The 15,342-nt window shown below is 57.7% G+C and carries 14 protein-coding genes and 1 riboswitch; of the genes, 8 read left to right on the top strand and 6 right to left on the bottom strand.

Translation table 11 applies throughout. The annotated features are described in order from the left end of the window. Positions 1-55: 55 nt before the first annotated feature. A riboswitch (glycine riboswitch) is annotated at positions 56-188 on the top strand. A 50-nt stretch (positions 189-238) separates the two neighbouring features. From gcvT to ACILQA_RS05445, 5 genes are read left to right on the top strand one after another with little or no spacing between them, the layout of a single operon-like run. Next, entirely contained in the window at positions 239-1,387 is a 1,149-nt protein-coding gene (gene gcvT / locus ACILQA_RS05465) for a glycine cleavage system aminomethyltransferase GcvT (protein WP_395628781.1), read from the top strand. Next, positions 1,384-1,755, top strand: coding sequence for a glycine cleavage system protein GcvH (gcvH, locus tag ACILQA_RS05460; protein ID WP_395628780.1), 372 nt, complete (start codon positions 1,384-1,386; stop codon positions 1,753-1,755). Before gcvT ends, gcvH begins: the two co-directional genes overlap by 4 nt. Before the next feature lie 38 nt (positions 1,756-1,793). Continuing rightward, on the top strand, positions 1,794-3,152 hold the full coding sequence (gcvPA, locus tag ACILQA_RS05455; protein ID WP_395628779.1) for an aminomethyl-transferring glycine dehydrogenase subunit GcvPA: 1,359 nt from the start codon (positions 1,794-1,796) through the stop codon (positions 3,150-3,152). Then, entirely contained in the window at positions 3,149-4,720 is a 1,572-nt protein-coding gene (gene gcvPB / locus ACILQA_RS05450; protein ID WP_395628778.1) for an aminomethyl-transferring glycine dehydrogenase subunit GcvPB, read from the top strand. The genes gcvPA and gcvPB overlap by 4 nt, the downstream gene beginning before the upstream one ends. Continuing rightward, complete coding sequence (locus ACILQA_RS05445) at positions 4,717-5,346, top strand: DUF938 domain-containing protein (protein WP_395628777.1); 630 nt, start codon at positions 4,717-4,719, stop codon at positions 5,344-5,346. Before gcvPB ends, ACILQA_RS05445 begins: the two co-directional genes overlap by 4 nt. A gap of 9 nt (positions 5,347-5,355) precedes the next feature. Here the strand turns inward: ACILQA_RS05445 and ACILQA_RS05440 are convergent, their stop codons facing one another. The 5 genes from ACILQA_RS05440 to ACILQA_RS05420 form a co-directional block, all read right to left on the bottom strand. Next, the gene (locus ACILQA_RS05440; RefSeq protein ID WP_395628782.1) at positions 5,356-6,564 is read right to left on the bottom strand and encodes a DUF445 domain-containing protein; all 1,209 of its coding nucleotides are present in this window, start codon (positions 6,562-6,564) and stop codon (positions 5,356-5,358) included. A gap of 115 nt (positions 6,565-6,679) precedes the next feature. Further along, positions 6,680-9,835 (bottom strand): efflux RND transporter permease subunit, encoded by a 3,156-nt coding sequence (locus ACILQA_RS05435; RefSeq protein ID WP_395628776.1) that lies wholly within the window; start codon positions 9,833-9,835, stop codon positions 6,680-6,682. A 26-nt stretch (positions 9,836-9,861) separates the two neighbouring features. Beyond that, entirely contained in the window at positions 9,862-11,037 is a 1,176-nt protein-coding gene (locus ACILQA_RS05430; RefSeq protein WP_395628775.1) for an efflux RND transporter periplasmic adaptor subunit, read from the bottom strand. A gap of 309 nt (positions 11,038-11,346) precedes the next feature. Next, a complete protein-coding gene (locus ACILQA_RS05425) occupies positions 11,347-11,646 on the bottom strand; it encodes a DUF1153 domain-containing protein (protein ID WP_315457168.1) in 300 nt (99 codons plus the stop codon). Beyond that, positions 11,643-12,008 carry a hypothetical protein gene (locus tag ACILQA_RS05420; protein WP_395628774.1) on the bottom strand — a complete coding sequence of 122 codons (366 nt, stop codon included), beginning with the start codon at positions 12,006-12,008 and terminating at the stop codon, positions 11,643-11,645. Before ACILQA_RS05420 ends, ACILQA_RS05425 begins: the two co-directional genes overlap by 4 nt. 175 nt (positions 12,009-12,183) lie before the next feature. Here ACILQA_RS05420 and mnmA point away from each other — a divergent pair, with 175 nt between their 5' ends. Then, positions 12,184-13,308, top strand: coding sequence for a tRNA 2-thiouridine(34) synthase MnmA (gene mnmA, locus ACILQA_RS05415; protein ID WP_395628773.1), 1,125 nt, complete (start codon positions 12,184-12,186; stop codon positions 13,306-13,308). A 33-nt stretch (positions 13,309-13,341) separates the two neighbouring features. Continuing rightward, positions 13,342-13,872 carry a DUF7010 family protein gene (locus ACILQA_RS05410; RefSeq protein WP_395628772.1) on the top strand — a complete coding sequence of 177 codons (531 nt, stop codon included), beginning with the start codon at positions 13,342-13,344 and terminating at the stop codon, positions 13,870-13,872. Between the two features lies 1 nt (position 13,873). Here the strand turns inward: ACILQA_RS05410 and ACILQA_RS05405 are convergent, their stop codons facing one another. Next, on the bottom strand, positions 13,874-14,248 hold the full coding sequence (locus tag ACILQA_RS05405; RefSeq protein WP_395628771.1) for a hypothetical protein: 375 nt from the start codon (positions 14,246-14,248) through the stop codon (positions 13,874-13,876). Positions 14,249-14,279: 31 nt separating this feature from the next. On the opposite strand from ACILQA_RS05405, the gene ACILQA_RS05400 reads away from it, so the two are divergent. Beyond that, positions 14,280-15,342: serine hydrolase domain-containing protein (locus tag ACILQA_RS05400; protein ID WP_395628770.1), on the top strand; the 1,063-nt coding region annotated here is incomplete at its 3' end.

Raw genomic sequence — 15,342 nt, 5'->3', positions numbered from 1 at the left:
CCGCCGAAGGAGCAACCGCCCCGGAATCTCTCAGGCAAAAGGACCGCTTCGGCTTTTGCGACACTCTGGAAAGCGCATGTCTTTGCCATTTGCAACGACATGCCACCGAAGGTGTAACCTGCCTTTGCCAATGTTGTTGGCAGCCAAGGCGGATAAAGCTCTCAGGTACCCGTGACAGAGGGGGCAGCAGACTATGCGCCAACCGGCGTCGGTCGCTGCGACTCTTGAACGGACTGATATGAGCGAAGAAGACGAATTCGAACTAGAACCCATCGAAATATTGGAGCTGCCGCTCGACGCATGGCACCGCGACAAAGGCGCGCGCATGGTCGAGTTTGCCGGCTATCACATGCCGATCCAATATGAAGGCATCATGGTCGAACATATTTGGACGCGCGAGAATGCGGGGCTGTTCGACGTCAGCCATATGGGCCAGATGATGCTGACTGGCGACGGCGCGGCCGAAGCGCTTGAGGCGATGGTCCCCGGTGACATATCCGCGCTTAAAGAGGGCAAGATGCGTTACTCGCTGCTTCTGGATGAAGACGGCGGCGTGCTGGACGACATGATGATTACGGCTGTGCCTATGGGGCTGTATGTGGTCGTTAATGGCGCGGTGAAATGGGACGATATGGGCCATCTGCGGGACCATTTGCCCGATGAGATCACCATCAACCATATGGATGACCGCGCATTGCTGGCTTTACAAGGTCCAAAGGCCGTGGATGCATTGAAACGCGTGGTGCCCGGTGTCGACGCGCTCTATTTCATGGAGGCCGGTTCATTCTTCTGGGGACCCAAGACCGATCCCGAGCCGCTGTGGATCAGCCGTTCGGGATACACTGGCGAAGACGGGTTCGAAATCTCGGTGCCTGCGGCCCATGCAAAGGCACTTGCGGACCAAATCTGTGCGCAGCCTGAAGTAAAACCCATTGGCCTTGGCGCACGCGATTCCTTGCGGCTTGAGGCAGGCCTGCCGCTCTACGGCCATGATATGAACCCCGAATTTGACCCTGTCGAGGCCAGCGCAGCATTCGCAGTGTCGAAGCGCCGCCGAGCCGAGGGCGGGTTTTTCGGGTCTGACCGCATCCTAAATGCCTTGGCCAATGGCCCCGCACGCAAGCTTGTCGGGCTCTCGGTCGAGGGCAAGCTGCCCGTGCGTGAAGGCGCAGCTGTTTTTGCAGGCGATGCGCAAGTGGGCGTCATTACGTCCGGCGGATTTGGCCCAAGCGTCGGCGCGCCGATCGCCATGGGCTATATCGATGCGGGCCATAACGCCGTCGGCAGCATGCTTGAGGCGGAGGTGCGCGGCAAGCGTGTGTCCGTCACGGTTTCATCCTTACCCTTCGTCCCACATCATTATCATCGCAAAGGAGCGCAGACATGACCCGTTATTTCACCGAAGATCATGAGTGGATCGAAGTCGACGGCGACAGCGCCACGGTTGGTATTACCGACTATGCACAAAGCCAGTTGGGCGATATCGTGTTTGCTGAAGTCCCCGCCACCGGCGCGACGCTGAAAAAAGGTGGCGATGCTGCGGTTGTGGAATCGGTCAAGGCCGCGTCAGATGTCTACGCACCCGTCAGCGGCACCGTGATTGAGGGCAATGGCGCGTTGGAAGGCGACCCCGCGCTGGTGAACAACGACCCCGAAGGCGAGGGCTGGTTCTTCAAAATCACCCTAAGCGACACCAGTGAGCTCGACAGCCTGATGGATGCCGCCGCGTACAAGGCATTTGTCGACGGACTTTAAGCTAATCAGTCCGCAACCTGCGGGCCATGGAGATTGAAATGCGTTATTTGCCGCTCACCCCATCCGATCGTCAGGCCATGCTTGGTGTCATCGGGGCAAAATCGATTGATGAATTGTTCGCCGATGTGCCTGCGGAGGCGCGGCTGGACGGGCCGATCCATGGCTTGCCCAACCATGCCAGCGAAATGGCGGTTGAGCGGCATTTTTCAAATCTCGCGCGGCAAAATATGACCGCGTCGCACACGCCGTTCTTTTTGGGGGCAGGCGCGTATAAGCATCATGTCCCTGCCAGTGTTGACCATATCATCCAGCGCGGCGAATTCCTGACGGCCTATACGCCGTATCAGCCCGAAATCGCGCAGGGCACGCTGCAGATGCTGTTCGAATTCCAGACGCAGGTTGCGCGGCTGTTTGGCTGCGATGTGGCCAACGCATCGATGTACGATGGTTCAACCGCATGTTGGGAAGCCATTGGCATGGCTGGCCGTATTACGAAGCGCAGCAAAGCGGTCCTCTCGTCAGGGCTGCACCCGCATTATGTCAGCGTGGCCAAAACGATGGCGCAATATACCGGCGACACGCTGGACACGGCCTTGCCAGAGCTCTCGCCTGCCAGCGATAGCATACGCTTGCTGAATGCAATCGACGGCGAGACGAGCTGCGTTGTCGTGCAATATCCGGATATTCTTGGTCGTATTGAAGATGTGTCGGCGATTGCGGCCAAGGCGCATGAACATGGCGCGCTGCTGATTGCTGTGGTCACCGAGCCCGTCGCATTGGGTGCCATCAAGGCACCGGGGGACATGGGCGCGGACATTGTTGTGGGTGAGGGACAGTCGCTTGGCGTCGGTCTTCAGTTTGGCGGGCCTTATGTCGGGCTGTTTGCGTGCAAGGAAAAATTCGTTCGCCAAATGCCCGGTCGCTTATGTGGTGAGACTGTGGATGCCGAGGGCAAGCGCGGTTTCGTGCTGACGCTGTCCACGCGCGAACAGCATATCCGCCGTGAAAAGGCGACGTCAAATATCTGCACAAATTCAGGCCTTTGTGCATTGGCCTTCAGCATTCATCTGACGTTACTGGGTGAAAAAGGGCTGCGCGGATTGGCGGAACTCAACCACGGTCTCGCTGTTCAAGCCGCCGACCGGCTTTCGCAAATCGCTGGCGTTGAGCTCGTCAACGACACATTTTTCAACGAGTTTACGTTGAAGCTGCCAAAGGAAGCGCGCCCCGTCGTGCGGGCATTGGCCGACCGAAAAGTCTTGGGCGGGGTCTCCTTAGGGCGCTTATATCCCGATGTAGATGCGCTCGCCAATGGTCTGGTTGTCGCGGTGACCGAAGTTGCAACCATGGAGGATGTCGAGACATTTGCCGCCGCATTGCAGGAGGTTTTGGCATGAGCATGATCAATCAAAGCGGTTGGAAGCCCGAAATGGGCAGCGCAGGCGAAAGCGGCCCCGCAACATATACCGGCAACAAGGCGCTGATGCTGGAAGAGGCGTTGATTTTCGAAATCGGCACGACCGGAACCACCGGCGTTGATCTGGCGGATGTGCCGAAGGTCACGCCGCGCCTTGGCAATTTGGCCCGCCATCGCGACATCGGCCTTCCCGGCCTGTCGGAACCCGAAGCGGTGCGGCATTACACCCGCCTTAGCCGCCAGAATTACGCCATCGACCTGGGCTTCTTCCCGCTGGGCAGCTGCACCATGAAGCATAATCCACGGCTCAACGAAAAAGTGGCGCGGATGGAGGGCTTTGCCGACGTCCACCCGCTGCAGCCCGTTGAAACGGTGCAAGGCGCATTAGCGGTGATAAACGAGCTGGCGGTTTGGCTGATAAAACTTACCGGCATGCATGGCGTCGCCATGACGCCGAAAGCGGGCGCGCACGGCGAACTGTGCGGTATCCTTGCTATCAAAGCGGCACTCGAAGCGCGCGGCGACCCGCGCAGCGTTATCCTCGTCCCGGAAAGCGCGCATGGCACCAACCCTGCGACGGCGGCCTTTGCCGGTTATGCGGTCGAGAATATTCCTGCAACGTCAGAAGGCCGTGTCGACTTGGCGGCGCTGAAGGCGCGGTTGGGTCCCGATGTTGCGGGCGTGATGATTACCAACCCCAACACGTGTGGCCTCTTCGAGCGGGACATGAAAGCCATCTCAGATGCGGTCCATGCTGCTGGCGGATATGTATATTGCGATGGCGCGAACTTTAACGCCATCGTTGGCCGGGTGCGTCCGGGCGATCTCGGTATCGATGCGATGCATATCAACCTGCATAAGACTTTCTCCACCCCGCATGGCGGTGGTGGTCCGGGTTCGGGGCCGGTCGTTTTATCGGAAGCATTGTCACCTTTTGGTCCGATACCATTTACCGAGCGCCACGCAGACGGGCACTATACGCTGGTCGAAGAAGAAACAGCCAGCACGCGGCATCCGCAAAGCTTCGGCCGCATGGTTGCCTTCCATGGCCAAATGGGCATGTTTACGCGCGCTTTATCCTACATCATGTCGCATGGTGCCGATGGTTTGCGTCAGGTTGCCGAAGACGCCGTCCTGAACGCCAATTACATCCTGCGCAGTCTTGAGGATGTCCTTGATGCGCCCTTTGCGCATAGCGGGCCATGTATGCATGAGGCGTTGTTCAGCGATAATGGCTTGGCTGAGGGCTTTTCAACGCTCGATATCGCCAAGGGGTTAATCGACGAAGGCTATCACCCGATGACGGTCTATTTCCCGCTCGTCGTGCATGGCGCGATGTTGATTGAGCCGACCGAAACCGAGAGCAAGGCGACGCTTGACCAGTTTATTGGTGCGATGCGCTCGGTCGTGCAACGGGCGAAGGCAGGGGATCCCATGCTGAAATCTGCGCCACATCACGCGCCACGCCGTCGCTTGGATGAGACACAGGCCGCGCGTAAGCCCGTGCTCGTGTGGCGCGAACCCGAACAGGCGGTTGCGGCAGAATGACCACACCCCAGCCTTTCGTGTTTGAACGCGGTCCCGAGGTAAAGCGGCACGCACCAGCGACCGTGCGTAATCGCGACGTCATAGCGGAGGCACTTGCGAAACTGCTACCCGACCGCGGCCTAGTGCTCGAAATCGCGAGCGGCACGGGCGAACATGTGGTGCACTTTGCCAAGCTGTTCCCCGCGTTGACATGGCAACCGACCGACCCCGATCCCATTGCGGTGGCGTCGATTGACGCGTGGCGTGCGGACGAGAATGCGGCGAATGTATTGCCTGCGATGTTGCTGGATGCCGCGTCCGACTGGCCGATGACGCAGGCCAATGCGGTGCTGTGCATCAACATGGTCCATATCAGCCCATGGGCGGCCACGGCCGGGTTGTTGCGCAATGCAGCCCGAACGCTTGGACCGTCCGAACCACTGTGCATTTATGGGCCATTCCGCCAGCGCGATGTTCCCCTTGCGCAGAGCAATGCTGCATTTGATGCGTCTTTGCGTCAGCAAAACCCCGAATGGGGCCTGCGCTCTGTGGAGAATCTCCAAGAAACTGCCGAAGAGAATGGCTTGCGCCTCGACCAGATCGTTGAAATGCCAGCGAACAATCTGCTGCTTGTATTCCGCGCCTAGGTCCTGACCTTAAATTAGCAAGCCAACGGCGTGAATGACGATGCCCGCCATGCCGCCGACCAATGTTCCGTTAATGCGGATGAATTGGAGGTCGCTGCCCACGGCATTTTCGACGCGGTCGGTGATGGTTGATGCGTCCCAGCGGGCCACTGTATCGGAAACGAGCGTCACGATATTGTCGCCGTAATTTTCGGTGGTGCCGACAATCGCGCGGCGCGCGAAGCGGTTGATTTGCAGCTTTAGGCCTGAATCTTCCTGAAGCCTGCCGCCAAGCTTGATCAGGGCGTCGCCAAAGCTGCCCGCCAGCGCGGCGTCGGGGTTGCGCGCAGCCTTTAACAAGCCATCGCGGCCCTGATCCCATAGGCTGTTGATCCATTTGCCCATCGCGGGGTTTTCGAGCAGCTGCCCCTTCCAATGGGCGACCTTTGCCTGCAATTCCTTGTCATGGCGTAGGTCGTGCGCAAGGCTAGCGAGGCCTTCTTCGCCCTTTGCACGTAAAGGATGATCGGGGTCTTCCGCCATTTCGTGCAGCAGCTTGTTCAGCCCATTGACGATGGCGTTGGCCAATTTGTCATCAAGGCCCGTCCAGCGCATGATGGTGTTGGCGCGTTCCTCAACCATTTGGCGAATGAGATGCTCATTGGCCTCCAGCGTGGCCGAGGCCCATTTGATGATGCCGTCCAGCACAGGAATATGCCGGCGCTCGCGGATCATCGCGGTCAACAATTGGCCGAGCAGGGGGGCAATATCCAACTTGTCGAGCTGCTTGCGGATTGCGCCCTTGGCTACACCGCCAAGCCGTTCATCATCCAGCGCGGCGATGATATCACCCAACAGGCGCGAGGCACCCATGCGCATGCGGCCTTCGCCACCGGCAGGTGCGCTTAAAAACTTGCCCATGGCACCCGCGACATCCATGCGCTGCACGCGGCGCGCAACAACCTTGGTCGTCAGAAAGTTGGTGCGCAGAAAACTCGCAAGCGTTCGGCCAAGCCGTTCTTTATTGTTCGGAATGATCGCGGTGTGCGGAATGGGTATGCCAAGCGGGTGACGGAACAGGGCGGTGACCGCAAACCAGTCCGCCAGACCGCCGACCATGCCAGCCTCTGCAAAGGCGCGCAGAAAGCCCCAATGGCCGTCATAACGCGTTTCCATATATTTGCCGAAGACGAACAAAGCGGCCATCGCCAGCAGCAAGGCCGTGGCGATAATCCGCATCTGACGCAGTTCAGCGTCGCGCTCGGCGTAACGGATTTTCTCCGACTGTCCCAGTTTATCGGCAGATTTCACATCACTGCCTTAGCCAAGGCCTGCCAAGCTGCCAAGTAAAGCGTCACTCCGCAGGCTGAAGTCCGCCGAGGTCGTCTTTGCCCGCTGTTTTGCCAGTTGCCTTTGCGGGCGTGGCGGCGGGCGGAGCGACATCTTCGCCATGCTTGTCGGGATCATAGGTCAGCAACCGCGTGCGCAACCATGGACCAACGCGCTTTTCAAAGCCATCAGCAAGGCTGAAGCCCGCAGGAACGATCAGCAACGTAAGCAGGGTTGAGACGATCAGGCCGCCGATCACGACGGTGCCCATTGGCGAGCGCCACTGGCCGTCGCCACCTAGCGAGAGCGCGGTTGGCACCATGCCAGCGGTCATCGCGACCGTGGTCATAACGATTGGCTGGGCACGCTTATGACCGGCTTCCATGATGGCTTGGAACTTGGGAACGCCGCGCGCCATTTCCTCAATCGCAAAGTCGATCAGCAGAATAGAGTTTTTCGCAACGATCCCAAAGAGCATCAATATGCCGATGAACACAGGCATGGAGATTGGCTGTCCAACAAGGCCAAGGGCGATCAAACCACCCAATGGAGCCAAGAGCAGCGAACCCATATTGACCAAAGGCGACATGAAGCGATGGTACAAAAGCACCAGCACCGCGAACACCAGCAAGGTTCCGGAAATCAGCGCCACGAGGAAGTCGCCCTGCATTTCCTGTTCCCATTCCTGGCTACCAAAGGGTGCACGCGACACGCCCGTAGGCAGGTTTTTCATGATGGGAAGGTTGTTAATCTTTGCGTCCGCAACCGATGACACAATGCCAGGGGCAAAATCCGCGCCGATAAAGATACGGAAATTCTGGTTCCGGCGTTGGACCGAAGTGGGGCCAGCGCCAAAGCTGATGTCCGCGACACGGGACAGTGGCACAGAACCGCCACTCGCCAATGGCACCGGCAAGTTGCGGATGACATCCAAGTCCTGACGCGATTCCTTGGCAAGCATCACGCGGATCGGTATCTGACGGTCAGACAGCGAAAATTTTGCGCTATTCTGGTCAATGTCACCCAACGTCGCAACGCGGATTGTCTGGCTGAGTGCGACGGTTGATACGCCAAGTTGTGACGCAAGGTCATTACGCGGCGTTATGATCAATTCGGGACGCTGCAAATCAGCGGAAATACGCGGCGCGCGCAGTTCGGGCAGCGTCTTCATCTGCTCCACAAGCGTTGCCGCTGTCCGGTCCAGCATTTTGGGGTCTGATCCGGACAACATAACCGAAACGTCGCGACCTGAACCGCCGCCGCCGCCGCCCGGGCCATTCGCCTGAAACGTAACGCGTGCGTCGGCGATTTTTGTGAGCAAGGGTGTCAGATCTTCTTCAAACTGCTGGCTGGTCCGCGCACGGTCTTCATGCAAAGTGATGAACATGCTCGCGCCGCCTTCGCGCACGCTTTGAAGGGCGGTTTTTACCTCCGGCTGCTTTTCGATAATCGCAGCAGCCTCATTGGCCACTTCGCGGGTCCGCTCAAGCGTCGTGCCCGGAACCATTTCAATACGCACACGGCTGAAATCGGTATTGCCGTCGGGGAAGAACTGCTTTGGCAGGATGATTAACAACGCGACGGTCAGGCCCAAAGCGGCTGCGCCAATACCCATCATCCAGCGGCGATGGCCAAGCGACCAGCGTAGGATTTTCATGTACCGGTCAATCCAGCTCGCCTCGCCATGTTCGGCCATGCCGGCGGATTTGAGGAAATAAGCGGCGATCATCGGGGTAATCATGCGCGCGACGGCAAGGCTCATGAGCACCGAAGCCACAACGGTCAGGCCGAAATTTTTGAAGAATTGCCCCGCGACCCCCGGCATCAAACCCACGGGCAGGAATACCGCGACAATCGAGAATGTCGTTGCGACCACGGCAAGGCCGATTTCGTCGGCCGCATCAATTGACGCCTGATAGGCGGATTTGCCCATGCGCATGTGCCGGACGATATTTTCAATTTCCACGATCGCGTCATCCACCAGCACCCCGGCAACAAGGCCAAGCGCGAGCAGTGACATGGTGTTGAGCGTAAAGCCCAACAGGTCCAGGAACCAGAAAGTCGGAATAGCGGACAGCGGAATGGCAATCGCGGAAATGATCGTCGCACGCCAATCGCGCAGGAACAGGAACACAACGACGATGGCGAGCAATGCGCCTTCAATCATCGCAGCCATTGAGCTTTTATATTGGCCCTTGGTGTAATCGACGCTGTTGAACAAAGTGATGAAATTCACACCGGGATTTTCTTTTTCGATCTCGGCGATTTTGACCATCGCGTTGTCAAAGACCGTGACGTCGGACGCACCCTTGGCACGTGACATACCAAAGGTGACGACCTGCTTGCCGCCGGCAAATGCCATGGACCTCTGTTCGCTGAAGCCATCAGTGACCTCGGCAACGTCGGCGAGCTTAATTGAACGACCGCCGCCAAGGCTGATTTGCGTTTGGCTTAAGGCGAACGCATCGGTTGCGTTGCCAAGCACGCGCACCGACTGGCGCGATCCTGCGATTTGCGATTGTCCGCCCGACGCGTTGACGTTTTGCTGACGAAGGACGCTGTTGATCTGGCTTGCGGTTACGCCAAGAGACTGCATTTTGGCAGGGTCAAGAACGATACGAATTTCACGGTTTACGCCGCCATTTCGGCTAACTGACGCCATGCCTTCAACCGAGAGTAGCCGCCGGGCGACGGTATCATCGACAAACCAGCTGAGTTGCTCAAGCGTCATATCACTGGCTTCGACCGCGAAATAGGCGATCGGGTCGCTCGATGTTGCGACCTTGAAAATCTGCGGCTCCAAAATGCCGTCGGGCAAGTCGCTGCGGATTTGGTCGACGGCGTTTTTGACTTCGCTGACCGCAGCGTTGATGTCGTCGCCAATTTCGAATTCGGCGCTGACTGTCGTGTTGCCTTCGCTTGAGCTGGCATCGATGTTGCGCACACCCTGAACACTACGGATCGCGGATTCTACCTTTTGGGTGATCTGCGTTGTGATTTCGGTAGGCGCTGCGCCCGGCTGCGAAATCGACACAACGACGACGGGGAATTCGATGTCAGGATCGTTCTGCACATCCATATTCATGAATGACATGATGCCCGCAATGGTGAGCGCGACGAACAAAACAATCGGAACAACCGGGTTCCGGATGGACCATGCGGATATGTTATTTAAATTCATGATTTATATCCCGAAAGGTCCAAAACTTACTGCTTTTTCAAAAGCTTGGGATTGATCGTTTCGCCTGGATTGAGGAAGCCGCCAGCGTACAAAACGACGCGTTCGGTGCCATCAAGACCCTGTTCGATAATCAAACCATTTGCCGTCACGGAACCGACCTTCACGGGGCGTTGCTGTACCTTGTTATCCTTGCCAACAATATAGACAAAGCTGCCTTCACGGCCAGTTTGCACCGCGGATTCGGGCAGAACCGGTGCCGTCATCGCACCAGCTTTAATCTCGACCGACGCAAAGCCGCCTGGACGCAATGCTGTGTCAAAAGGCAGTGCGATGCGCGCCATGCCCTGACGGCTTTGGGCGTCAATCATCGGCGCAATCTGCCAGATGTTGCCGTTGAAGGCGCGATCTGTCCCGACTGGCGTGACGGTCGCAGGGACACCGACAGCAACTTGGCCGAGATCGTCTTCGCTTAACTTTGCCTGCAGCTCCAGCTCGCCATCTTTGGCGATGCGGAACAGGATTCCGCTGCCTGCCGATACCGTTTGACCGGGTTCAACTTTGCGTTCCAGCACGTAACCGGAAACGGGTGCGCGGACATCAAGCCGTGCGTTGCGTGCACGGGTTTCGGCAAGCTGCGCATTGGCGACGTTAACGCGCGCACGTGTCGCATCGCGTGTTGCGGTCTTGCGATCGACATCCGCCTTTGAAATGAAGCCGCGCTCGACAAGCTGCATGGCGCGTTCGAGTTCATTTTGCGCGAGTTGAAGGTCTGCGCGCGCGACACCAATTTGTGCCTCAAGCGCTGCGGCCTGCTGTGTCTGGACCGAGCGGTCAACGCTGACGAGAACCTGACCTTGGCGCACCCATTCACCCGCATCGACATATACCTGAAGAACGCGTCCACCTTCGCCAACGACACCAACGGGAATTTCGCGGCGTGCGGCAAGCGTGCCCGTTGCGTTAATGGCGCGCACAACAGAGTCGCGACCAGGGGCAACCACGGTGACGGTTTGCGCTTGGCCCGCCTTGTCAGCGTCAGTCGGTGCCGCGGTGCTGCTGCCAAAGAAATAATAAGCGGCACCCGCAACGGCCAAAATTGCGACAACAATAAGCGCGATGTTCCGCCGACGCCGATTGCGTTCTGCGTTATCCACCACCACATCGCTACCCAGCGAACTGCTCAAAGTTGTTTCGTAATTCATACCGATGTTCCAAATTCTGTCGCGGGCGCGCGTTGAGCGACCCAATGTTTTTATAGCGGAGCTGTATTACCTTAATAAGTCACTGCCTGCAAGCAGCAGAATACCAACAGCTAAACCGCCTTATTGGTCTCTATACGATAGTGGAAAAGCTTGTCCGCAACAATAGGAACTGTCGTCGATATGTTTCGACGAACAACAGTAAAGGACAGCCAGAACAATCACTGCACCAAAAAGAAGCCATGATCCGTGCGCACGAAAAACCCCGCACAAGCGGGGTTGGTCATTTCGCTGGCGATTGAAAACGCGCGATCAGTATTTCTGCTGACGCTCGTACAAGTCGCGATAATGCTGAATACGGGTTACGCGCAGGCCGGGCATACCGGACCGGTCGACAGCCCGCTGCCACGACGCAAATTCTTCGAGCGTCAGATCATAGCGTTCGCACACGTCATTGATGGACAATAGCCCGCCATTCACAGCCGCGACGACTTCCGCTTTGCGGCGGACAACCCACCGCGTTGTGCCGGGAGGTGGCAAACTGTCCAACGTGAGCGGTTCGCCCAATGGACCAATGACCTGCGCTGGACGGAATTTTTGATTCTCAATCATGATTCTTTTCCTGCTCCATGCCCCGCCAGGGTTAACTCTGTTCCTGTTGCATCGATAGGTAGGAGGTGGCCTTTGATATTGCCTAAAGCAGTATGGTAAACAGGTGATTTATCCGTTTTTTCTGGTCCGGATTTTTGCCAGAATGGGCCACCCACGGCGCGTTCGGCATTGGGGGCCGCCGCGAAACATTGAATTCGGGCGGCGAGATCGTCGGGTTCCGGCGCGCCACCTTGATCGGCCTGGTGAAGGAACCGGACCGTCCGGCTGTTCGCTTGACGCAAGCGGGCAGCATCAAGGGCGGATTGCCGGTCCTTCCGGCTGATATCCGAATCGTGGCGTAACGCTTGATGGGGAAAGTTCATTTCCATCACGCTGTTGTAGAATCAGATGTTCTAACAATGGGTAAAGGCGATCTTCAAAGAATGTTAGGCAAGTTTAACAGGCATTATCATCCGCCGACCTCTCCGTTCGCGGCCCCGCGTGGATTCTTACGGAAAACTGGCTTTTAGAACTTCAAGCCATTAGGGAGGCTCTTGCATGACTGACGATATGTATCATTCTGATTTCCAACTCGGGCCTGATCTTGCCGGCAAACGAATCGTTGTTGCGATGTCGGGTGGCGTCGATTCGTCTGTGGTTGCGGCGTTGGCTGCGCGGTCGGGCGCGGAAACCATTGGCGTGACGCTGCAACTATATGACCATGGCAGCGCGGTAAAACGCGCCGGTGCCTGCTGCGCGGGGCAAGATATTCGTGACGCGCGCGCCGTCGCAGATAAATTGGGCATCGCGCATTATGTGTTCGATCATGAAAGCCAGTTTCGCGAATCGGTCATCGACCATTTTGCCGATGAATATATGGCAGGCCGCACACCCATTCCGTGCGTTCGGTGCAACATGGGTGTGAAATTTACCGACCTGTTCCGGCTGGCACGCGAGCTTGGGGCAGATTGCCTTGCCACCGGCCATTATGTGCGCCGCGTTGAGGGACTGGCCGGTGCGGAATTGCATCGCGCTTTTGATCCTGCACGCGACCAGAGCTATTTCCTGTTTGCAACAACCCAGCATCAGCTTGATTATTTGCGTTTCCCATTGGGCGGGATGCCCAAGCCGCATGTGCGCGCGATTGCGCAGGAAATGGGCCTCGTCGTGGCCATGAAACCCGACAGTCAGGACATCTGCTTTGTACCCGATGGCGATTATGCCAGCGTCGTGCGCAAAATCCGTCCGGATGCAGAGGTCGGCGGTGATATCGTGCATCTGGATGGGCGCACGCTTGGCCAGCACAAGGGCCTGATCCATTACACCGTCGGGCAGCGCAAAGGGTTAGAGGTCGGCGGTCAGCCAGTGCCTTTATATGTCATCCGGCTTGATCCCACCACGCAGCGCGTGATCGTTGGACCGCGCGAAGCGCTGGCGGTGCAGGCTGCGCGCGTTATCGATGCCAATTGGCTGGCAGATATCGGAGACCGGCCTGTGATGGCCAAGGTCCGGTCAATGTCCCGCCCGGTTCCCGCCCGGATGGATGGCGAATGGTTGCGCTTTGACGCGCCCGAATATGGAGTCGCGCCGGGGCAGGCGGCGGTATTATATGACGGTGACCGCGTGCTTGGCGGTGGCTGGATTGAGGAAACGATAGCGGTGGAAATGGCGACTGCCGCGTGACATAAAGCCGGCTTCTGAGGGGGGATGAAGTTCATGCATTTGGGAGAAGCACAGCGCGACATGCGCCGGGCATATGTCAACGGCGGGGTCGGTATCTTTGCATCGGGCCTTGTCTGGACATTGTCCGGACTGGTCACCATGAACATCAGCCTGATCGCTGGCATGGCGACGTTGTTCTTTGGCGGCATGGCCATTCATCCCATATCGGTTTTGCTGGCGCGTTCTATTTATAGACGCGGCAAAACCCGATCACCCAACCCCATGGAGATGCTGGCGTTGCAGTCGACGGCATTCCTGATCATCGGCCTTGTCATTGCATATCTGGTCAGCGGCACATTCGGCCACTGGTTCTTTTCGATCGCCTTGTTGACGGTTGCGGCGCGCTATCTGGTGTTCCAGACGGTGTACGGAATGCGCCTGTATCTCATACTTGGCGTCGTTTTGATGTGTATTGCCAGTATGGCGTTCTGGATGCCGGGAGTTACGCCCGCGTTCATTGCGTTGACCGCGGGCATAATCGAACTGCTGTGTTCTGCGTTCATCCTCGTGCCCGCAAAACGTTAAGTTACAGCGCGTCTATTTCTGCCTGATTGAGCTGAATGCAGCCATTTGCGCCGCGGCGTTCGGCAACCGCTTCCGCCAAAAAGGGAACCGACGCGTAAATGCGCTTGTTTTCGGGATCGTCGCTGAGGCGCACGATTTCCAAGCCCTTTTCCTTATCGGTCTCACAAGACGCCATATCGCGGCCTTCGATATAGCGGCACGAACAGGTGATGTGCGCGCCATAAGCGGCGCCGACGCGCGCTTGCCCTTTGATGCTGTTCCAGTTCCAGACGAGCCACAAAGCGGCGATCACGGCCAATGCTGCGACGATTGTTTTTAGGGTCTTGAACCGTGGGCGCCGTGCTTTTGGTCCAGCTTTTGAAGTTGCGGTTGCCATAGACCCTCCATTTGGTGCATCAAACTGCAATATGCCTAGAAACAATTTCCGCCGCGCCGCAACCGCTTTTTGTGCATTAACGGCACTTGCCCTCGCTGGATGCGGCGAAGAGCCACCTGCAAAGCCCGTTGGCCCCGGCTTTACCCAGATCGCCGACGACGCAGTGGTGAGCCAAGAGAAGTTAGCCGATGCCATCGCGCCATTTTTCGAAGATCCCGCTGTCGGCGAAACCCGCGCGCTGGTCGTCATGCAAGGTGGCCGGGTTGTTGCGGAACGTTATGCACCGGGATACGGCCCTGACACGCGGTTGATTAGCTGGTCCATGGCCAAAAGCGTTACCGCTGTATTGGTTGGCCTGATGGTGGCGGATGGCCGCCTTGCGTTGGATGAGCCCGCGATTGTCACCGAATGGCAAGCGCCGCGCGATAACCGCGCAAAAATAACGCTGCGGCATTTGCTGCATATGTCCTCAGGCCTCGACCACACCGAAATGGCTGAAGGTGACATTGAGATTTTTGATGCGGATACCCCGCGGATGTTGTTTCTGGATGGCCGGGAAAATGTTGCCCGTTATGCCGAAACACGGCCGCTTGAGGCCAATCCTGGCGAAAAATTCGAATATAGCACGGCAACGAGCCATATTCTTGCGGACATCATGACCCGGTCGCTCACCGACAGTAAGGATCCGGTGGTGCGCCGCGACGCCATGCTTGAATATGCGCGTGGGCGGCTTTTTGAGCCCTTGGGGCTTACGAGCTTTGTCCCGGAATTCGACCGGAATGGCACCATGCTGGGCGGAAGTATGATCCACGGCACGGCGCGCGACTGGGCGAAGTTTGGTGAATTCCTGCGCAATAACGGGTCGGTTCAGGCCGCACAGTTGATGCCGACGAGCTGGATGCGCTTTATGAAAACGCCAAGCCCGAATAACCGCAGCTATGGTGCGCATATCTGGCTAAACCGCACGGGAAATGACGCGCGCAATCAGGTCCTGTTCCCTGGAAAAGCGCCGTCGGATGTGTTCGCCGCGCTTGGGCATTTGGGCCAATTTGTCGTGGTGTCACCGCAGCATCGGTTGACGATCGTGCGGCTTG

Source organism: Sphingorhabdus sp., assembly GCF_044239005.1.
In the GTDB taxonomy this organism is placed as follows: domain Bacteria; phylum Pseudomonadota; class Alphaproteobacteria; order Sphingomonadales; family Sphingomonadaceae; genus Sphingorhabdus_B.
The sequence above is the reverse complement of the archived record's forward strand: the minus strand, read 5'-3'. Positions and strand labels throughout refer to the sequence as shown.